This window comes from Ketobacter sp. MCCC 1A13808 (assembly GCF_009746715.1).
In the GTDB taxonomy this organism is placed as follows: Bacteria; Pseudomonadota; Gammaproteobacteria; order Pseudomonadales; family Ketobacteraceae; genus Ketobacter.
The window spans coordinates 26,846-46,326 of record NZ_VRKW01000004.1 but is presented as its reverse complement, the minus strand read 5'-3'; the positions used below and the strand labels follow the sequence as shown (position 1 = coordinate 46,326).

Here is a 19,481-nt window from a genome sequence, read left to right as displayed (position 1 = left end):
TGTTCCTGTTTAATAAATGAACAGATGTCGGAGCTAGAAGGAATCTTTCCATGCCCGAAGTTTAGCAAAAGAATCGGTGGCGTCAGCAGGGCGGCTACCACTATTTTTAATTAATGCGTTGATGACACTGTCTTCGTTTACTCGCAAGAATGGGTTAACGCGCTTTTCCAGTCCGATAGTAGAGGGCAGGCTGGGTAAATTTTGATCTCTCAGAGAGGCAACGTTTTCCCGGCGCGTTGTAATATCAGCGTTGCCTGGTTCTACCGCTTGTGCAAATTGCAGGTTTGCGGTGGTGTATTCATGAGTACAGCAGACCAGAGTTTGGTCTGGGAGCGCCAGAAATTGCTTGAGCGACTGCCACATTTGGCCCGGTGTGCCTTCAAAAAGGCGTCCGCATCCTGAGGAAAATAAGGTATCGCCGCAAAATAAAAGCGGCCCTAACGGCGTTTGTTCTGCAAAATAGGCAATGTGGCCAAGAGTGTGGCCGGGCACATCCAAGACCGTCATTGATATGTCCCAATCCAGGTCAACTCTTTGATCGGCGCTGAGAGGGACGGTGATGCCGGGGATGGTTTCCTGTTGAGGCCCCCAGACGGGCAGCCCCGGATACTCTTTGGTCAGCGTTTCAATGCCAGAAACATGGTCCCAATGGTGATGGGTGACCAATATGCCACACAAAGCGAGTTTGTTTTTATTTAGGTAGCTCTGAACGGGCTCGGCTTGGCCAGGGTCAACGACGTAGGCACGCGTTGCATCGTGAATACACCAAATATAATTATCAACATAGGCGGGGATCGGGTGTAAGGTCAACATGGAATAATTCCCTATAAATCCTCAAAATCATTTCAAACATCTGGTAATCTTAAAGGTCTTAATTGCACTACTTTAAACCTTGAGCAGCGCTAATGTAAGCCCAGCATGGGACTTATGGCCTGCCAAACACGCCGCATTACGGTGCACGGGCATTTCATTATTATGAGCTTACCCAGACTTTTTAAGCCCTTTCAGCAGATTCATGGCAGCTTTGTGCACCAACTATTGAATAAGTGGTTTAAGTCCGAACTGGGAAAAGAAATCCTGCAACAGGAGAAAGCGTTGCTGGAAAGACTTTTGCCTTCCATGTTTGGCTACAATCTGGTTCAGACCGGATTTGGTGAGCCTCATTGGTTGGCCGAAAGCAGCACCATTCATAATAAAATATATTTGTGCGAACAACCGCAGTATTCCGGTTATTACCGTTGCGTTTGTAGCCATCTGGATGAACTCGCGCTGGCGACAGAAAGTGTAGATGTGGCAATTCTTCACCATAGCCTTGATTTCGCAAGCGCACCGCACCGGGTGCTGCGGGAGATGTCCAGAGTGGTGATACCCGGCGGAAAAATCGTGATCGTTGGATTCAACCCGTGGAGTTTATGGGGTGTTTTCAGATTTGTTCAAATGCACTCGATACGTATGCCCTGGAGTGGCAATTTCATTAGCGCTTATCGTCTTTCAGACTGGTTAAAATTGTTAGACTTTCATGTAGAAGGGTACGAAAGTACCGCTTATGGCCTTCCTACTGCGAACGACCGAACCCGAAAATTATTCAATTGGATTTCCTATTTGGGGCAGCGAGTGTGGCGTCAGCGGGGCGGTGTGTACGTCCTGGTAGCAACCAAACAGGTATCCACTCTGACGCCGATTAAACCACGATTCAGCTCGGTCACCGATTCTCTGGTGCATATTCCGATAGCCGGTATCGCAAAACCGTCCATTCGCAATCACTGGAACAAAACAAATAAACGGGAAACATGATGGATGAAGTAGAAATTTTTACCGATGGCGCCTGTAAAGGCAATCCGGGGCCGGGGGGTTGGGGGGCTTTGCTGCGTCATAACGGTCATGAAAAAACATTGAAAGGAGCCGAAGCGGATACCACCAATAATCGTATGGAACTTACTGCGGCATTAGAAGCTCTACGTAGCCTGAAGCGCCCTTGTAAGGTGGATCTGACTACCGATTCCCAGTACGTCAGAAAAGGTATCACGGAGTGGATTCACGGCTGGAAGAAAAAAGGCTGGAAAAATGCCAGTAAACAACCGGTGAAAAACGCAGACCTGTGGAAGGAGCTGGACGCAATCAGCCAGCAACATGAAGTGCAATGGCACTGGGTGAAAGGCCATAGTGGACATCGTGAAAATGAACTGGTAGATCAATTGGCCAACGATGCAATCACAGAAATGATGAGGTAGTAATCACTGATGCGACAGATTGTATTGGATACGGAAACAACCGGTCTTGAACCCGCGGAAGGGCACCGGGTCATTGAAATCGGTTGTGTTGAACTTTTGAATCGCCGTCTTACCGGCAACAATTTTCACCGGTATCTGCAGCCGGACAGAGAAATAGACGACGGCGCTATAGAAGTGCACGGCATCACCAATGAGTTTCTGGCGGATAAGCCCCGTTTTCATCAAATCGCCCAGGAGTTTCTGCGCTACATCGAAGGCGCCGAACTCGTCATTCACAATGCGGCGTTTGATGTGGGCTTCCTGAATCATGAGTTCGGGTTAATGCAAGGCACCATCGGGGCTGTCGCCGACTATTGCCAGGTGCTGGATACGCTCAAAATGGCACGCAAGCTGCACCCTGGTCAGCGCAATAGCCTGGATGCTCTCTGTAAGCGCTACGAAATTGACAACTCTCACCGGGAGCTGCACGGCGCACTGCTGGATGCCGAAATTTTAGCTGACGTTTACCTCATGATGACCGGTGGACAGACCAATCTAAGCCTGGCAACCGGTGATGAGGGCGACGAGGGCGGTATTACGGGGGCTACGATAAAGCCAATGCCTGCGAATCGTGCTCCGCTGAAGGTGATCCGTGCATCGGCTGATGAACTTGTAGAGCATGAAGCCCGCCTCAAGGGGATCGACAAAGAGAGTGACGGTAACTGTATATGGCTAAAGCTGTCCTGAGAGTCCCCGCTAGAAGCAAAAGCAGATGGCTGCTGTGGAATGGGCTTTTAGTGCCCACAAACCGGGTTATTGGAATTTAAAAGAACCAATTAAACAATGAGTTATCGACTTTGTTTAGAGCTATACTGAGACACAGCGGCTAAACCTAAGACTTTTCTGGTCCTGCCTTCTTGAAGTAAATCAGAAAAAAGAATCTATACTTAGTCGAAACCATTGATAAACATTCTTAGGTTAGGTTTGTCACATTCCTATGTGATTGATTTTTACCCGATTAAAAGAAAATACGGTGTCAGCATGTTAACGATTGAAGGTTCGGCCTCATTAAATCTGGTCAAGGAACAACTGGATGAATCGCTTTCTATCGCGGAGTCCAATCTGGAACAGTTTGTGGAAGAACCCGATAATGACGGTCGTCTGAAAACCGCTATTGAGCAGTTCGCACAGATAAAAGGCGTGTTCAGGCTGATTAATTTGCCTGGCGCATCCATGCTGTCCGAGGAGCTGGAGCTGCTCGGTCATAAAATTCTGGCACGAACCAGCGATTCAAATAATGAAAAGCTGCTTGCGGGCATCAGTAACGCCATCATGGTGTTAATGCATTATTTGGAATACGTGGAAGTTAAAAAGCAGGCTTTACCGGTGTTGTTGGTACCCACCATAAATGAAATACGCTTCTTTCTCAGCAAGCCCCTGGTGACAGAAAGTATCTTTTTTGACTTGGGTGAAAACCCCGAAAGACCCCCGAAAGAACAGGCTGCAGAGGCCGATATCGAACAGCTTTTACAAATTGGCCGTCGGCTGCGCCATATGTATCAAGTGGGGCTGCTCGGAATTTTGCGCAATGAGAGCGTGTCTGCGAATGCCAAGCTGATGAGCAGAGCGTTAGTCCGTATTGATAACTTATCCGGTACTAAGCCATTATCAAAATTATGGTGGTTAACACTGGCTGTGCTGGAAGCGGTGGGAAATGATCTGGTTCAATTGAACGTAGCGCGCAAATCCCTGTTGGGTATGGTGGATCGCCAGATTAAATTGGTTGTTACTATGGGTGAAAGTGCTCTCAACAAGGAGCCGTCAAAAGCGACTGTGCAGGAGTGTGTTTATATTGCTTCCCTGGCAGGTCCGAACGGTGAATATCTTAAACAGGTGGCCGATCTGTTTAAGCTGGATACCGGTGGCCTGACGGATCAAAATCTACGGCATGAAATTGAAATTCTGCGCGGGCCGGGCGGGTCGGTGATTCGTTCTGTAGCGCAAGCGCTGGCCGAAGAACTGAACCACATTAAGGACTCTCTCGATCTGGGTGCACGTGGCGCATCCGGTGACCAGGAGAGCTTCGAAGCAACGGCGGATTCCATGCGCAAAGTGGCAAACACGCTGGTTATGTTGAGCTTGAGTAAAGCGGCAGGCATCTTCAAAGAAAAATCCGATGTGGTTCGCAACTGGTCAAGCGATGATATTGACCCGGAATCGGATGAATTTAACAAAGTGGCCGATGCTCTATTGTATGTAGAAAACAGTATCGCCACGCTCTCTCCGCGCCGCGGGCCAGACAGCAGCATAGCGTCCAATACAGCTGAAGATGCCATTAACGATGGCATTTCGGTTACCCAATTGGATGATGCGCGCACGGTTGTGGTGGGCGAAGCACGTGCAGGCTTATCCCTGGCAAAACGCGCAATCACTTCTTTTATGGATTCCAGCTGGGATGGGATGCACCTGAATAATGTGCCTACGACTCTCAAATCCGTCTGGGGTGGTTTGGTATTCCTGCAGCTGCATCGTGCTGCCGCGGTGGTGTCGGCCTGTGAATCGTTTATTGATAAGAAACTGATTAAAGACGGTTCGCTCACTCCAACCTATCAGCTTATGGAAACGCTGGCGGATGCGGTGTCCAGTATTGATTACTACCTCGAAGGAATGGAAGATAACAAACCTATCGGGGACGGCATACTTGAGGTTGCCGAAGAAAGCATGCGCGAGCTTGGATTTCCGGTCGCTGCTTAACAGGAAAGGTTATTGATGGATTTTATTCCCGGCGTTTTTGCGCCCGAAGTGCAGGATGGGGAAAGTCTCTGGTTTGCGTTTTATCAGGGGCGGATACTTATGCTCCAGGATCAGCATGGCCTGGTTATTCCGCAAATAGATCGTTTTTCCTTTTTGGGCATCCCACACAAGGGAACCCATTATCTAGGTCAGATGCAGGGCATGCACTGCTTTACCACTGAACTGGAAAGTGACAGCGAGCTTCCCCACCCATTCAGCCTGCATGAGCTTCGTCGCTTATCAATGATGGTCGATACGGAGTGGTTTATGGTAGCGGGCCGGGCACGGCAAATTGTTGAATGGGATGCCAATCATCAGTTTTGTGGCCGTTGCGGTACTCAAACCGTTCATCATGAAGTGGATCGCGCTAAGCTTTGCCCCCAGTGTGGTCATACGCAATACCCGAGAATTTCTCCCTGCATTATCGTTCTGGTCACAAAGGGTGAGGACATTTTGCTGGCCCGATCTGCGAGCTTTCCACCGGGCCTGTTTTCTACCCTGGCCGGGTTTGTCGAGGCGGGTGAGACTCTGGAAATGACAGTGCACCGTGAGATTAAAGAAGAAGTTGGTATTACAGTTAAAAACCTAAAATATAAAGGCAGTCAGCCGTGGCCGTTCCCCCACTCGTTGATGGTCGGGTTTCATGCAGAATATGCCGGGGGCAGCTTCGTTTTTGAAGACGAGGAAATCGAAGAAGCTGCGTGGTGGCCTGTGACCAGCCTACCTATGATTCCGCCGGTTGGCTCCATTGCGCGCTCATTAATAGACACCTATGTAAAAGAATTCAGGGGTGAAAGTTAATGCAATGGATTACGGCCCCGTTTGCGATTATCAGCGTTTTGGCGCTGGTCGCTTCGTTATTTATGTTGCTGAACAAAGAGTGGATTGTAGGCTGGGTTAAAGGCTCAATAGGCATGGTGCTATTGCTTATTGCCGTCATTATGGGTTTAACAGCGCTCAACGTGAATGGCTATCAACCGGTTCGTGACGAGATCACGGTCGCCACCATTAGCTTTGATAAAGTGGAACGTCAATTATACAAAGCGAATATTGTTATTGCTTCCAGTGGCTCAGAAATCCCTTTCGAAATTCACGGCGATCTCTGGCAGATCGATGCCCGGGTAATAAAGTGGAAAGGCCTTTTGGCCAGTTTAGGCGGTAAACCCGGCTATAAGCTTGATCGCATTCAGGGTCGCTATTACACCCTAGAGGATGAGCGTAGTAAGCCGCGTAGCGTTTATGCCCTGAGTAATCCAGATATCGGTTTCGATCTTTGGTCCTCAATTGATTCGTTGTCCCGGCATATTCAGTGGTTTGATGCCGAGTACGGCAGCGGGACCTTCCTTCCTATGGCGGATGGTGCTCTCTTTACCGTCCAGCTTACCCCCGACGGCCTGATAGCCCGTCCAGAGAACGATCGCGCCAACATCGCCATCAAAGAGTGGGAATAGACACCCCTTTGCGGTATCTTAATGCCTCGCGCGCCGGGGCTTGTCATTTGCGATCCGCGCAGCTTTAAAATTTCCAAGAGGTTTATACGTTGATAGAATTCCTGACTAACTACGGTCTGTTTCTGGCCAAAGCCTTAACGGTCGTTATCGCCATCATATTGGTCATTTCTGTAGCCGCCGCCAGTGCCCAGTCCCGCCAACGCAGAGACCACAAAGGTGAGATTCAGGTTACCGTGCTGAATGAATTTTTTGAAGATCTGCAGGACGCGATCCGTCATTCTGTGCTTAGTAAAGACCAATTGAAAGAGCTGGAAAAAGAATACAAAAAAGCGGAGAAAGCCAAGAAAAAACAAAAAGACCAGACCCGAAAAAAGCGCGTGTTTGTGTTGGATTTCGATGGTGATACCAAAGCCACCGGCGTCGAGTGTCTGGCGCAGGAAATAACCGCAGTGTTAACGATGGCGGAACCCCGGGATGAAGTGGTACTGCGACTTGAGAGCCCGGGTGGTCAAGTTCATGCTTATGGTCTGGCCTCTTCACAGCTGGAAAGATTCAGCCAGAAAAACATTCCCCTAACCGTGTGCGTTGATAAAGTCGCTGCCAGTGGCGGTTACATGATGGCCTGCACCGCGAAGCAAATTGTAGCCGCTCCATTTGCCATTCTGGGTTCAATCGGTGTAATTGCCGAATTACCTAATTTCAACAAAATCCTGAAAAAGTACGATGTCGACTATGAAATCTACACTGCAGGTGAGTTCAAGCGCACGGTGACCATGCTAGGTGAAAATACGCCGGAAGGAAAAAAGAAATTTGTTGAGGAAATAGAAGAAACTCATGTTCTATTCAAGGACCTGATAAAACGCAATCGGCCTGAGCTCAATATTGAAAAAGTGGCGACCGGTGAGCACTGGTATGGAAATCAATGCATTGAGCGAGGGTTGGTTGATCGCATTCAGACCAGTGATGATTATTTGTATGAAGCCAGCCAGAATTGCGATGTATACGAAGTTTCTTACGAAGTGAAAAAAACGGTGGCCGATCGTTTGGGCTTTGCCGTGGAAAGCGCCCTGGGAAACACACTGAATAAGCTTTTAGTGGCATTGAGCTCCAAAGGCAAAAACTTAGTTTAGGAGATAAGCAATGACGGATACGTTTAAAGCTTTTCTGGTGACAGAGCAGGACGGTGCCTATAGGCAATCGGTAGTCGAACGGAATATAGAGGACCTACCAGCCGGAGAAGTGCTGATCAAAGTAGAATATTCATCCGTTAACTACAAGGATGCGCTGTCGTCCAGTGGTAATAAAGGGGTAACCCGCAGCTATCCGCATACCCCCGGAATTGACGCGGCGGGAGTTGTTGCGTCATCAGACGATACGCATTTCCAACGTGGTGACAAGGTGCTGGTCATGGGGTATGACCTGGGTATGAATGTTGCCGGCGGCTTTGCAGAATATGTCCGGGTGCCTTCCGATTGGGTGATTCACCGGCCTGAAAACCTGAGCGCAGAAGATGCCATGGTGTTTGGTACCGCCGGTTTTACCGCCTCTATGTGTGTTGATACTTTATTGCAGGTAGGCATCGATCCTGAGCAGGGGCCTGTATTGGTAACCGGTGCCAGTGGCGGGGTCGGCTCGATCGCCGTCTGGTTGCTGTCAAACCTGGGCTTTGACGTTATAGCTTCCACCGGTAAAGCCGGTCAGGAAGCAATGTTAAAAGCGCTGGGTGCGAAAGAGATTGTGATGCGTGATAGCTTGCTGGACAACAATAAACGGCCGATGAACAAGCCCGTGTGGGCGGCTGCAATTGACACCGTTGGCGGTCCTATTCTTAGCAATATTCTAAAATCCATTCGTTACGGGGGCAGTGTCGCCTGTTGTGGTATGGTCGCCGGCGGAGACATCAATACCAGTGTATTTCCGTTTATCCTTCGTGGTGTTAATTTATTGGGAGTGGATTCGGTGGAATTGCCCCTGGACGTAAAACAGGATATCTGGAATATCATTGGCAGCCAGTGGTTGTTCGATAATTTTGCTGAGTTCAAACAGTCCATGTGCACCACCATTAGCCTTGACCAGTTGCCTGACGCTATTTCGCAGATATTGAAAGGGGCGCATATCGGCCGTTACCTGGTAAAAATAGCCTAGTCCCGCCGTAACCTGTCCGACACCGCGATTGGAGTGGGGTATCGGAAAACCACGATATAGGTGGAAATCAGAAAGGTCAAAATCGTAGTGGCCTGAATGACATGAGAAGCGACCACGCCGATTAGCCCCTGAGAGGATGCGATAAACGCAATCAGTAACGAAAACTCGCTGGTCTGACCCAATCTGAAGCCAGCCTCCCAAGACATACTTTTCGGCTCTCCCAGGGTGATTAACAATTTGGCATGTAAATAGGGCTTAAGTATTAAAACCGCCAGCGTGAGCAGGACGGCGCCAAGCCAGATTTCTTTGATCAAACCCAGGTCGAACCCGGCGCCGATTGAAAAGAAAAAAAGAATCAGGAAAAAGTCCCGCAATGGTTTTAGGTTGACTGCAATGTATTGCGCGATGGGGCTGTTGGCCAAGCTGACTCCTGCGATAAAAGCGCCGATCTCTAGAGATAAGCCCAGAGCCTGGGACAATTCGGCCAGCCCCAGACACCAGCCGATGGCAAGCAGAAATATGTATTCATGGAAGCGGTCAAATTTCATAAGTAACGGCAGGATAACCCACCTAACTGCATAGCGGGCACCCAACATTAGAGCCGGCAAAGCAATAGCCACGCCTAACCAGGCGGTCAAATCATCGAAGTGATCGGTGCCTGAAAGCAACACCAGGGTAACGATTGCCAAGCCATCTTGAATCAACAAAATAGTGATGATCACCTCACCAGTGCGTTTGTGGTGGAGCATGGTCGTAGGAAGGAGCTTGATACCGATAATCGTACTGGAGAACATGAGCGACACACCAATCAATACCGATTCAATCCATTGCATGCCCAGTGCATGACTGATCGACGTGCCTATCAGGCACAATACCAGTCCGCTCGTGATAGTGACAATAGCGCTTCGGCCGATGAGTTTGCCAAAATTTCTCGGCTGTAAATCCAAGCCGAGCAGAAAAAGCAGGAATACAATGCCAATGTGACTAATTTGCTCAAGGGTATTGCTATCGGACACCAGATCCAGACCGTAAGGTCCGAACAGGGCTCCTAAAACGATATAACCGACGATGAGTGGTTGACGGGTAAATAAAGCGAAAGAGGAAACAACGGCAGCGCCACTGAATATCAGGAATATGGAAAAGACTATGGATTCCGAACCCATCAAAGCTCCTCTCTGCTGTTTTAATCAGTTTAGCAAAGAACTAAAAAGCCGGAATCTTTGTTTGCGTGGTAAGTAGTGGGTGCTGCGGGTTTAACAACAGCTATTGGTCGAAGTTTCGGCCCCGGTGCTTCCAGTATCAAACGGAAGTGCACTACCACAACCTTCGAATAAGCCATAATGTTCAACTGTATTTCCGTTGAACTGGAAAAATGGTTTGAAGCGGGTTTCGCTTAACATGCGATAAGTGTTCCCGCACACCGGAAACACCTCACCGGTTTTTATTATGTGATGTTTGTCCAACAGGAACGCGTCTTTTGAATAGGGCAGACCACCGTTGTAAATGACGCTTTGTCCGTAATCTTCGCAAGCCGGCTCCAGATCATTGATTTTGAATAGTCGATAGGTGGCGCTAAAAAAGCGGATACCTTGCAGCTTGGATTCGATTTCCGGATTGTCGATCGTTAGGGGGCGATCTTCCACCAAACGTGGATCAGCAAAGCCACAACCCTTGGCAAGATTGATAAAGTCATTCCAGTACAGTGCACCGCTCAAGCACTCTCCGTGCAGTTGAGCATCATTTGTTAAATGCGTTGGGACGCGCCGATCACTATAAACATCGGAAAAATACATCTCGCCGCCAGACTTGAGTAGGCGATGAGCTTGCTTTAACACCGCTTCCTTGTCCGGAGATAAATTGATAACGCAATTGGAAATGATTATATCGAATTGATTTTCACCCAGTGGGAGCGCATCCAGCTTCTCAATATAGCCTTCGAAAAACGCTACGTTGGACTGATCAAAGCCGAACTGTTGTCGATGATAGTCGATGTATTCACGCGCTACGGAAAGTTGTTCCGGCGTCATATCCACACCTGTCACCGAACCTTTGGGCCCCACTAGGGCAGATAGCACATAGCAATCCCGGCCTGATCCTGAACCCAGATCCAGAATGTGCATGCCTTCCAGGGCCTCAGGTGCAATTAGCCCACAGCCGTAGTATCGGCTGGAGACCTGAGGGTGTATTTTTGCCAGTATTGCCTTCAGGTGAGCTGGCATATTGGTGTCGGTACAGCATGCGTTGGATTGAAGGTCGTCTGAGCTTTGAAGGGTTTTACCGTAATAATCTTTCACTTGCTCATGCATGCTGTCGACTCCTTGGCTGTGTTCATCGCCGATGATAGATTGGCTTTTTCTCGTGGGCATCAGCCTGATAGGTGACGGTAAAATCGCGTAAACTAAGCAGCGCGTCTTCGATACACCGATCTTCACGAGTGGCAAAACTATTAAAGCCACAGCGTTGTAAATAGAACAGTTGGTCTTTTAATACGTCTCCGGTAGCGCGAAGCTCGCCTTGAAAATTGAAGCGGCCACGGAGTATTCTGGCCAGTGAATAACCCCGTCCATCCCTAAACACCGGAAAGTCGATAGCAACCATTGCCAGTTTATTCAGATCGTCAGCGAAATCTTCGGGCTCGGCATCACCAGGAACCTTCACAGCAATATTTCCGCTGTAATTATCCAGTTTATCTTTCAGTTCAGGCCAGACGCTGAGGTCAATTAATATATCACCGGATGAGGGGAGGGCGGCTTCACTTTCGACCAGCGTGAATGTGTCTTCTACAATTGCGCGGTCTTTAATGATTTTACGCGGCATATACACGCTCCTTAAACGGATCCATTCCTACACGTTCGTACGTTGATAAGAAAGACTCACCTTCAATACGCTTTTCTACGTATACGTCGATGATTTTAGTGATCGCGTCTGCAATGTCGTTTTCAAAAAAGGAAGGCCCCATAATCTTACCGACTTTTGCATCGCGACCGGAATTGCCACCCAGGGAGACCTGATAGAATTCGCTGCCTTTTTTATCGACTCCGAGAATACCAATATTGCCGATGTGATGGTGACCACAGGCGTTCATGCAACCGGAAATGTTTAACTCTATATCGCCCAGATCGTAAAGGTAATCCAGGTCATCAAAGTGACGTTGAATTTGTTCCGCAACCGGAATGGATTTTGCGTTAGCCAGCGAACAAAACTCGCCACCCGGGCAGCATATGATGTCAGTCAGGCAACCGATGTTGGCCGTTGCAAAACCCAGTGCTTTCAGCTCCTGCCATAATTCATATAGTTGATCCTGGCGCACGTCTGCCAACACAACATTTTGCTTATGCGTACTGCGCAGTTCACCAAAGCTGTATTTGTCAGACAGGTCAGCAATGGCAAACAAATGCTCTGTGCTGACGTCGCCAGGAGCGACCGAGGTAGCTTTTAACGACAGTGTCACTGACATGTAGCCAACTTTTTTGTGCGGATTGCAATTGCGTTTGATCCACGCATCAAAGCCGGGTGTGCTTGCTCGATGTTGCTGCAATTCAGCACTATCGTCCACCAAACCTGTGACGTAAGCCGGCTCAGTAAAAAACGCCTTCATGCGTTCGATTTCTGCGTCAGGCAGATCCATTTCGGTATCTTTCATGTGTTGCCATTCCGCTTCTACTTTTTCGCGGAATGCGTCGATACCCAGTGCTTTTACCAGAATTTTGATGCGGGCTTTGAATTTATTATCGCGACGACCGTAGCGGTTATAGACGCGCAAAATCGCTTCCAGGTAGGACAGTAAATATTTCTGTGGTAAAAAATCTGTGATGTTCTCGCCCACGATAGGGGTACGCCCCAGGCCGCCACCGACCCAGATTGAAAACCCCAGTGTGCCTTCATCATTTTTTACGATTTCCACACCGATATCGTGCATTTTAATCGCTGCGCGATCTTCAGCAGCTGCATTCACTGCAATTTTAAATTTGCGTGGCAGATAGGCAAATTCCGGGTGGAACGTGCTCCATTGGCGAATGATTTCACAATAAGGCCGGGGATCAGCTAATTCATCACGGGCAACCCCGGCAAATTGGTCTGTTGTGGTGTTGCGGATGCAATTACCACTGGTTTGGATGGCGTGCATCTGAACCGACGCTAGTTTCGCCAGAATGTCCGGCACCTGTGGCAAAGAAGGCCAGTTAAACTGAATATTCTGACGAGTACTGAAATGCGCATACCCTTTGTCAAAATCCCGTGAGATTTCTGCCAGGGTTCGCACCTGCTTGCTGTTGAGCATGCCATAGGGAATGGCCACCCGTAACATGGGTGCATGGCGTTGAACATACAGCCCATTTTGCAAACGCAGTGCAAGGAATTCCTCTTCGGTAAGCTTACCGTCCAGAAACCTTTCAGTCTGGCTGCTATATTGGGCAACTCGTTCATTCAACAATTGCTGATCGTAATCTGTGTATATATACATAACTCGCTTTCTACAACACTCGTCTGCAAATCCTAACCACATGTAAAATATGGCTATAGTTTCAATTTCACTGGATTCATGTTTTTCAGAGGCGTGAAGGGTACCAGCCTGCCTTTATTCATAAAAGGAATATTTTGAAATATCAATATGCCCATTTATGAATAACGCTGATTTGCTAACGCCCCGCGGATTCCAATACATTACTCACCACAATAACCATGGTTACCACGATCGCGATTACGGCAACGATCCCCATCATAATAAATTGAGAGGCATCTCCTTTTTTGAAATCAGCCTCGCGGTTTTTCTCACTCTGAATGCCCATTATGGCTGCCAGAACACTTTGTAAAAGACCTAAGAAACCTCGGCTATTGGTGTCTTCTGCTGCTTCCGGAGTGTCTTTTTGCGGTTCATTCTGGTGCTGTGCCATTTTCGATGCCCTATATTTCAGATTACGATGCTGCCCCAGCGTCGTGATTTCCATTCTTTCGCCATTATCATGGCTTGTAGTAGACGCTGAATCAATTGAAAAACCCAGATCCCCAGCAACCCGTATCCCAACACGGGGCCAACTATATAAGCGCAGGGGAGGAAGAAAACCCATTGTAAAATGATACTGATTTTCATTACGGTTTTGCTTGCGCCTGCACCCAGCAATGCCTGGATCAGAATCATTCCGCCTGCATCCAGACCAATAAACAGGCCTGTGATGATAACCGGTAGCCGACCCAATTCAATGAGCTCCGCTTGATAAAAAAATAATCCCAGTACTTTATCGGGAATAATTATCATTGGTATCGCAATCGCCCACAGCAATACCATACCCAGCAGTGTGATGTTCACTCCCCACAAAAAGGCATCCTCAATGTCTTTCCTCCCCAACGCCTGGCTGACTAATGAGGTGGACGCCATGCCCAGGCCCATGGACGGTAATATGAGGAACAGGATCAGCGTGATCAATACATGCCCGACCGCCAGCTCGTGCGTGCCTACCTGGGCGATAATCCAGAATAATACGGTTAGGCCACCGGCAAAGAATACCTGCTGAATTGAATTAGGTAGGGCCAGTTTAAGCGTGGTTTTGATCTGCAACAGATCGGGTAACGCAATTAGAAAACCATTTCCCCGTGACAGCATCCAGCATTGTATGAAATACAGAATACTGGCGATATACAGAGCCAGGGTGGTACCTAGTCCGGCGCCGTATACCCCCAGTTCGGGTAAGCTGAATGCACCGAATATCAATCCATAACTTAGCAATATATTACAAATATGCATGAATATAAGGGTGCGCATATACACCATGGATCGATTGATACCATTCCAGTAACCCCGGAAACTGAAATTCATGCCCAGGGCGAAAAGACCAACGGTACGGATGGCAAAATAACTGGCTGCCATCGGTGTCACGGCAGGGTCGTTGAGTAGAAACCCCATCAACGGAGTGGCACCAAAGTAAAAAATCAAAAACAGCGGTAAAGCCATTGCGATCGCGATCAGCAATCCGGCATTCAAGGGTAAAGCGAGAATGGACTCATTATCCTCCCCTTTACGCCGGGCAACCATCGCCTGAACGCCTGCGCCGAGACCCATGACCGCTGCCGAGGCGAGATAATTGGTGTTACTGGCCATCCCCACTGCCGCTAAAGCCTGGCTCCCCAGGCGCGATACCATCCAGGTGTCGACCAGATTAAGCAGGCTTTGCGACATCATCCCGGCCATAATGGGAAGCGCCAGTATTGCAATTTGTTTTAAGCGCTCACCAGTAGGCCAGTAGTGTTTCATTCAATAGATCTTTTCAACATGAAATAGCAGGTCTGTGTGGCTAAAAACATATTAATACCCAATCGGGCAGGCTCCGGATAAATTAGACGTCGTAAATCAGATTCGGGCTTAGCCAGCGCTCAGTTTCTTCAATAGACATGCCCTTACGCTCTGCGTATTGTTGTACCTGATCTTTATTGATTTTGCCTACGGCATAGTATTTGGAATCCGGGTGAGAGAAGTACCAGCCACTAACGGCGGCTGTCGGAAACATCGCAAAATGTTCTGTGATGCGTACGCCCGTCGCTTTTTCGGCATCCAGAATCCTGAACAGCGTTGCTTTCTCGGTGTGGTCCGGGCAGGCGGGATAGCCCGGGGCAGGACGAATTCCACTGTATTTTTCTTTGATCAGCTCAACGTTGCTGAGTGCTTCGTCAGCCGCGTAACCCCAGTACTCTTTGCGTACCCGTTCATGCATACGTTCAGCCATTGCCTCCGCCAGGCGATCAGCCAATGATTTCAGTAAAATGGCATTGTAATCATCATAGTTTGCTTCGAATTCTGCTACCTTCCGGTCAAGCCCAATGCCCGCAGTCACCACGAATCCGCCGATGTAATCCTGCTTGGTATTTTTAGGCGCGACATAATCCGACAGACAGAAATTGGGTGAATCGTTGGCTTTGTCTGTTTGCTGACGGAGGTGGTGCAGCACCGCAAGTTCGTCACCTTGGTCGGAACAAATAACAATGTCATCCGTACCTTGCCGTTGAGCAGGCCAGAAACCGATTACAGCGCGCGCTGTTAGCCATTTTTCATCGACCACCTGTTTTAGCATTTCCTGTGCATCTTTGAACAATTGGGTGGCTTGCTCACCCACCACCTTATCTTCCAGAATAGCAGGGTATTTGCCTGACAATTCCCAGGAGATAAAGAAGGGTGTCCAGTCGATACGATCGATCAGTTCCTGAAGCGGGTAATCTTCAAATACGCGGGTGCCAGTAAATGAGGGCGTAGGCGGTGTGTAATGATCCCAGTCGATCTTCATTCGGTTTTCAACGGCGGCATCATAACTCAAAAGCTTGGTGCGTTGACCGCGCTTGGCATTACGTTCTCGAATTGTGTCGTATTCAGTATTCAAGCTTTCTTGCAGAGTTTGTCTCTTCCTGGAATCAAGAAGATTGGCCGCGACGTTGACACTACGGGAAGCATCCGCCACGTAGACCACCGGCGCCTTGTGGTACTGGGGGTCAATCTTCACTGCCGTGTGCGCTTTGGAAGTGGTTGCACCGCCAATCATAAGTGGCAGATTAATATCAAGTCGCTCCATCTCTTTTGCGACGTGGACCATTTCGTCCAGAGAAGGGGTGATCAACCCGCTCAGTCCGATGATGTCAACATTATGCGCTTTTGCTTCTGCCAGGATTTTATCGCAGGGCACCATAACGCCCAGATCGATCACCTCAAAATTATTACACTGAAGCACGACGCCTACTATATTTTTGCCGATATCGTGTACGTCGCCTTTAACCGTCGCCATCAGAATTTTTCCGTTGGCTTTTGTCATCTCACCTTTGCTGGCTTCGATATAGGGAATCAGGTGCGCTACCGACTGCTTCATGACCCGGGCACTTTTAACTACCTGGGGCAAAAACATTTTGCCTTGGCCAAACAAGTCACCGACGACATTCATACCATCCATTAATGGACCTTCAATGACTTCGATCGGTTGCTCTGCCTGCAGCCGGGCTTCTTCAGTATCTTCAATAATATAGTTGGTGATACCTTTGACCAGTGCATGCTCCAGCCGTTTAGTAACCGGTAATTCGCGCCAAGCATCGTCCTCTTTAACTTTTTGTCCACCTTCCCCACGAAATTGTTCTGCAATTTCAAGCAAACGGTCGGTGGCGTCGTCGCGCCTATTCAGAATTACGTCTTCAACCCGTTCTCGTAACTCCGGTTTGATGTCCTCGTATATCGCCAGTTGACCTGCGTTGACAATACCCATGGTGAGGCCGGCTTTTATGGCATGGTAAAGAAAGACCGCGTGGATAGCTTCGCGCACCAGATCATTACCACGAAACGAAAACGAAACATTGCTGATACCACCGGAGGTATGGGCGTGAGGGAGGTTGTCGCGGATATAAGCACAAGCTTCAATGAAATCCACGGCGTAGTTGTTATGCTCGTCGATGCCGGTAGCAACAGCAAACACGTTGGGATCGAAAATAATGTCCTGGGGAGGGAAGCCGATGCTTACCAATAAGTCATAGGAGCGTTTTACGATCTCTTTTTTGCGCGCGACAGTGTCGGCTTGTCCATCTTCGTCAAACGCCATGACGACGATGGCCGCGCCGTATTCCATACAAAGTCGCGCGCGCTCCACAAATTCGGCTTCGCCTTCTTTCAGGCTGATGGAGTTCACTACGCCTTTTCCCTGAATACATTTGAGACCTGACTCGATAATTTCCCATTTTGAAGAATCGATCATGATCGGGACCCGGCTTATTTCCGGCTCCGAACCGATCAAATGTAGAAAGGTAATCATCGCAGCCTCGGAATCCAGCATGCCTTCATCCATGTTGATGTCGATGATCTGAGCGCCGTTTTCAACCTGGTCGCGGGCTACTTGTAACGCTTCTTCGAATTGTTCTTCTTTAATCAGTCGGCGGAACTTGGCAGAGCCGGTGACGTTTGTGCGCTCGCCTACGTTTACGAATAAAGCGTGTTCGAACACCGTGAAGGGCTCCAGACCGGAAAGCCTCAGTGCCGGTGTTACTGTGGGAAGAGTCCGCGGGGAGACCCCCTCCATTGCTTGAGCTATGGCTTTTATATGCTCCGGAGAGGTGCCACAGCAGCCTCCGATGATATTCACGAAACCACTTAGAGCGAATTCTTTCACGATTGCTGCCATTTCTTCCGCAGTCTGGTCGTATTCACCGAATTCATTCGGTAGTCCTGCGTTGGGATGGGCACTGACGTTGCATTCGGCAACACGCGACAGCTCTTCCACGTAAGGGCGCAATTGCTCGGCTCCCAATGCGCAGTTTAGACCGACGCTGAGGGGCTTGGCGTGAGCGATCGAAGTATAAAACGCTTCTGTAGTTTGTCCGGACAGTGTTCGGCCACTGGCGTCAGTGATGGTACCGGAGATCATGATAGGCAATTCAATATCGTGATCAGTAAAGTAACGACGAACGGCGAATATGGCGGCGCGGCAGTTAAGGGTATCAAACACGGTTTCTATTAGTATGATGTCCGCCCCCCCGTCAATCAGGCCACGAGTGGCTTCCGTGTAGTTCTCCACCAGCTGGTCAAAGGTGACGTTGCGATATTCCGGTCGGTTTACGTCGGGTGAGATCGAGCAGGTGCGGCTGGTGGGGCCCAAGACTCCGGCAACGAAACGCGGTTTATCGGGGTTTTCCAGCGTTTTTTCATCGCACACCTGACGGGCCAAAGCTGCGCCTTCTTTATTTAACCGGTAGACCTGCTCTTCAAGGTCATAATCAGCCTGGGAAACGGCTGTTGAATTGAATGTATTGGTTTCGACGATATCTGCGCCGACGTCGAGATACGCCCGATGGATGTTTTTGATGACGTCAGGCCGAGTAAGAGTGAGTAAGTCATTGTTTCCCTTAAGATCTTTGTGATGATCCCGGAATAACTCAGACCGGTAATCCTGCTCTTGCAATTGGTAACCCTGAATCATGGTTCCCATAGCTCCGTCAAGAATCAGGATACGGCGGGAGAGGGCAGAGGTTAAACTGGCAAGTCGTTCTTGAAGGACTTTCATTTTTAATATCAAGCTCTTATCGGGTGAAATTAGGCGGTGTGCGTTAAGTTGCGGTATTGTAACAGATCAGATATAGAGAGAGCGGTTGCCGTCCCTGATAATTTTTCACGCTGGCTATTGTAAATTTCATACATCAATACCCGAGTGCAGCGCTTGGTTTTTAGACGCTAAGACGGTATCCTCTAATAGCATTGAGATTTATAGGTTATACCATGTCAGATAGTACTATTACCGTCACAGAATCAGCCCAGGAATACCTTGTCGACCTGCTTTCCAAGCAGGACAGCGAGGGTATGGGGGTTCGTATTTTCGTTGAGCGCCCGGGCACGCCCTACGCGGAGTGCTGTATGGCTTACAGCGCAGCAGGCGAAGAGGATGCTGCGGACACCAAGTTGGAGTTCGAAGGTTTCAGCGCCTTTATCGACGCGGAAAGCGCTCCTTTTCTCGAAGATGCGGTGATTGATTATGCCAAGGACCGGATGGGTGGTCAGCTGACTTTCCGTGCACCCAAGTCCAAAGTGCCTCAAATTGACGAAAATGCGACGGTGGAGCAGAAAGTCAATTACATCCTGTACAGTGAAATCAACCCGCAGTTAGCTTCACACGGTGGTAATGTTCAGCTCATCGGGCTGGCCGAAGAAGACACCGTCGCCGTGCTTAAATTTGGTGGTGGTTGTCAGGGCTGTGGAATGGTTGACGTTACCTTAAAGGAAGGCATTGAGAAGACGTTGCTGGAAAAAGTGCCGCAACTGAAAAGAGTGACCGACGATACCGATCACAGTGTCAATGAGAACGCATACTTTAAGTAGCGTTTGACAGGATTGGCACCCGCAAAAAAGGCCCCTAAGGGGCCTTTTTTGCGGGTT

The 19,481-nt window shown here is 48.9% G+C and carries 17 protein-coding genes; 9 read left to right on the top strand and 8 right to left on the bottom strand.

Annotation, left to right across the window (positions count from 1 at the left end):
• Positions 1–33: 33 nt before the first annotated feature.
• Positions 34–813, bottom strand: a complete 780-nt coding sequence (gene gloB / locus FT643_RS09775; protein WP_198043456.1) for a hydroxyacylglutathione hydrolase — start codon at positions 811–813, stop codon at positions 34–36.
• Positions 814–927: 114 nt separating this feature from the next.
• Here gloB and FT643_RS09770 point away from each other — a divergent pair, with 114 nt between their 5' ends.
• The 8 genes from FT643_RS09770 to FT643_RS09735 all read left to right on the top strand — a co-directional run bounded on the left by FT643_RS09770 (position 928) and on the right by FT643_RS09735 (position 8,599).
• Positions 928–1,794: a methyltransferase domain-containing protein gene (locus FT643_RS09770; protein ID WP_198043455.1), complete on the top strand. Its 867-nt coding sequence runs from the start codon at positions 928–930 to the stop codon at positions 1,792–1,794.
• Positions 1,791–2,231: a ribonuclease HI gene (rnhA, locus tag FT643_RS09765; protein ID WP_317621989.1), complete on the top strand. Its 441-nt coding sequence runs from the start codon at positions 1,791–1,793 to the stop codon at positions 2,229–2,231. The genes FT643_RS09770 and rnhA overlap by 4 nt, the downstream gene beginning before the upstream one ends.
• Before the next feature lie 9 nt (positions 2,232–2,240).
• A complete protein-coding gene (gene dnaQ, locus FT643_RS09760) occupies positions 2,241–2,957 on the top strand; it encodes a DNA polymerase III subunit epsilon (protein ID WP_156871218.1) in 717 nt (238 codons plus the stop codon).
• Positions 2,958–3,251: 294 nt separating this feature from the next.
• On the top strand, positions 3,252–4,964 hold the full coding sequence (locus FT643_RS09755) for a hypothetical protein (protein WP_156871217.1): 1,713 nt from the start codon (positions 3,252–3,254) through the stop codon (positions 4,962–4,964).
• Positions 4,965–4,979: 15 nt separating this feature from the next.
• Positions 4,980–5,804 (top strand): NAD(+) diphosphatase, encoded by an 825-nt coding sequence (nudC, locus tag FT643_RS09750; protein WP_156871216.1) that lies wholly within the window; start codon positions 4,980–4,982, stop codon positions 5,802–5,804.
• Positions 5,804–6,454 carry a hypothetical protein gene (locus FT643_RS09745; RefSeq protein WP_156871215.1) on the top strand — a complete coding sequence of 217 codons (651 nt, stop codon included), beginning with the start codon at positions 5,804–5,806 and terminating at the stop codon, positions 6,452–6,454. The genes nudC and FT643_RS09745 overlap by 1 nt, the downstream gene beginning before the upstream one ends.
• A gap of 92 nt (positions 6,455–6,546) precedes the next feature.
• Positions 6,547–7,584, top strand: a complete 1,038-nt coding sequence (gene sohB / locus FT643_RS09740; protein ID WP_411267807.1) for a protease SohB — start codon at positions 6,547–6,549, stop codon at positions 7,582–7,584.
• 10 nt (positions 7,585–7,594) lie between these two features.
• Positions 7,595–8,599, top strand: a complete 1,005-nt coding sequence (locus tag FT643_RS09735) for a YhdH/YhfP family quinone oxidoreductase (protein ID WP_156871213.1) — start codon at positions 7,595–7,597, stop codon at positions 8,597–8,599.
• Here FT643_RS09735 and FT643_RS09730 read toward each other — a convergent pair.
• From FT643_RS09730 to metH, 7 genes are all read right to left on the bottom strand, one after another.
• Positions 8,596–9,762, bottom strand: a complete 1,167-nt coding sequence (locus FT643_RS09730) for a cation:proton antiporter domain-containing protein (protein ID WP_156871212.1) — start codon at positions 9,760–9,762, stop codon at positions 8,596–8,598. The two genes, FT643_RS09735 and FT643_RS09730, sit on opposite strands and share 4 nt — an antisense overlap.
• A gap of 90 nt (positions 9,763–9,852) precedes the next feature.
• Positions 9,853–10,905, bottom strand: coding sequence for a methyltransferase domain-containing protein (locus FT643_RS09725; RefSeq protein ID WP_156871211.1), 1,053 nt, complete (start codon positions 10,903–10,905; stop codon positions 9,853–9,855).
• 22 nt (positions 10,906–10,927) lie between these two features.
• Positions 10,928–11,416 (bottom strand): DUF934 domain-containing protein, encoded by a 489-nt coding sequence (locus tag FT643_RS09720; RefSeq protein ID WP_156871210.1) that lies wholly within the window; start codon positions 11,414–11,416, stop codon positions 10,928–10,930.
• Complete coding sequence (locus tag FT643_RS09715) at positions 11,406–13,061, bottom strand: nitrite/sulfite reductase (protein WP_156871209.1); 1,656 nt, start codon at positions 13,059–13,061, stop codon at positions 11,406–11,408. The genes FT643_RS09720 and FT643_RS09715 overlap by 11 nt, the downstream gene beginning before the upstream one ends.
• A 175-nt stretch (positions 13,062–13,236) precedes the next feature.
• The gene (locus FT643_RS09710) at positions 13,237–13,545 is read right to left on the bottom strand and encodes a DUF2970 domain-containing protein (RefSeq protein WP_156871208.1); all 309 of its coding nucleotides are present in this window, start codon (positions 13,543–13,545) and stop codon (positions 13,237–13,239) included.
• Positions 13,509–14,846: an MATE family efflux transporter gene (locus FT643_RS09705; RefSeq protein ID WP_156871207.1), complete on the bottom strand. Its 1,338-nt coding sequence runs from the start codon at positions 14,844–14,846 to the stop codon at positions 13,509–13,511. The genes FT643_RS09710 and FT643_RS09705 overlap by 37 nt, the downstream gene beginning before the upstream one ends.
• An 82-nt stretch (positions 14,847–14,928) precedes the next feature.
• Entirely contained in the window at positions 14,929–18,615 is a 3,687-nt protein-coding gene (gene metH / locus FT643_RS09700; RefSeq protein WP_156871206.1) for a methionine synthase, read from the bottom strand.
• Positions 18,616–18,827: 212 nt separating this feature from the next.
• Here metH and nfuA point away from each other — a divergent pair, with 212 nt between their 5' ends.
• A complete protein-coding gene (gene nfuA, locus FT643_RS09695; protein WP_156871205.1) occupies positions 18,828–19,424 on the top strand; it encodes a Fe-S biogenesis protein NfuA in 597 nt (198 codons plus the stop codon).
• Positions 19,425–19,481: the final 57 nt, after the last annotated feature.

Bases quoted from the DNA above. Each gene is read 5' to 3' on its own strand.
- gloB (WP_198043456.1), bottom strand. From the start codon at position 813: ATGTTGACCTTACACCCGATCCCCGCCTATGTTGATAATTATATTTGG.
- FT643_RS09770 (WP_198043455.1), top strand. From the start codon at position 928: ATGGCCTGCCAAACACGCCGCATTACGGTGCACGGGCATTTCATTATT.
- rnhA (WP_317621989.1), top strand. From the start codon at position 1,791: ATGATGGATGAAGTAGAAATTTTTACCGATGGCGCCTGTAAAGGCAAT.
- dnaQ (WP_156871218.1), top strand. From the start codon at position 2,241: ATGCGACAGATTGTATTGGATACGGAAACAACCGGTCTTGAACCCGCG.
- FT643_RS09755 (WP_156871217.1), top strand. From the start codon at position 3,252: ATGTTAACGATTGAAGGTTCGGCCTCATTAAATCTGGTCAAGGAACAA.
- nudC (WP_156871216.1), top strand. From the start codon at position 4,980: ATGGATTTTATTCCCGGCGTTTTTGCGCCCGAAGTGCAGGATGGGGAA.
- FT643_RS09745 (WP_156871215.1), top strand. From the start codon at position 5,804: ATGCAATGGATTACGGCCCCGTTTGCGATTATCAGCGTTTTGGCGCTG.
- FT643_RS09735 (WP_156871213.1), top strand. From the start codon at position 7,595: ATGACGGATACGTTTAAAGCTTTTCTGGTGACAGAGCAGGACGGTGCC.
- FT643_RS09730 (WP_156871212.1), bottom strand. From the start codon at position 9,762: ATGGGTTCGGAATCCATAGTCTTTTCCATATTCCTGATATTCAGTGGC.
- FT643_RS09725 (WP_156871211.1), bottom strand. From the start codon at position 10,905: ATGCATGAGCAAGTGAAAGATTATTACGGTAAAACCCTTCAAAGCTCA.
- FT643_RS09720 (WP_156871210.1), bottom strand. From the start codon at position 11,416: ATGCCGCGTAAAATCATTAAAGACCGCGCAATTGTAGAAGACACATTC.
- FT643_RS09715 (WP_156871209.1), bottom strand. From the start codon at position 13,061: ATGTATATATACACAGATTACGATCAGCAATTGTTGAATGAACGAGTT.
- FT643_RS09710 (WP_156871208.1), bottom strand. From the start codon at position 13,545: ATGGAAATCACGACGCTGGGGCAGCATCGTAATCTGAAATATAGGGCA.
- FT643_RS09705 (WP_156871207.1), bottom strand. From the start codon at position 14,846: ATGAAACACTACTGGCCTACTGGTGAGCGCTTAAAACAAATTGCAATA.
- metH (WP_156871206.1), bottom strand. From the start codon at position 18,615: ATGAAAGTCCTTCAAGAACGACTTGCCAGTTTAACCTCTGCCCTCTCC.
- nfuA (WP_156871205.1), top strand. From the start codon at position 18,828: ATGTCAGATAGTACTATTACCGTCACAGAATCAGCCCAGGAATACCTT.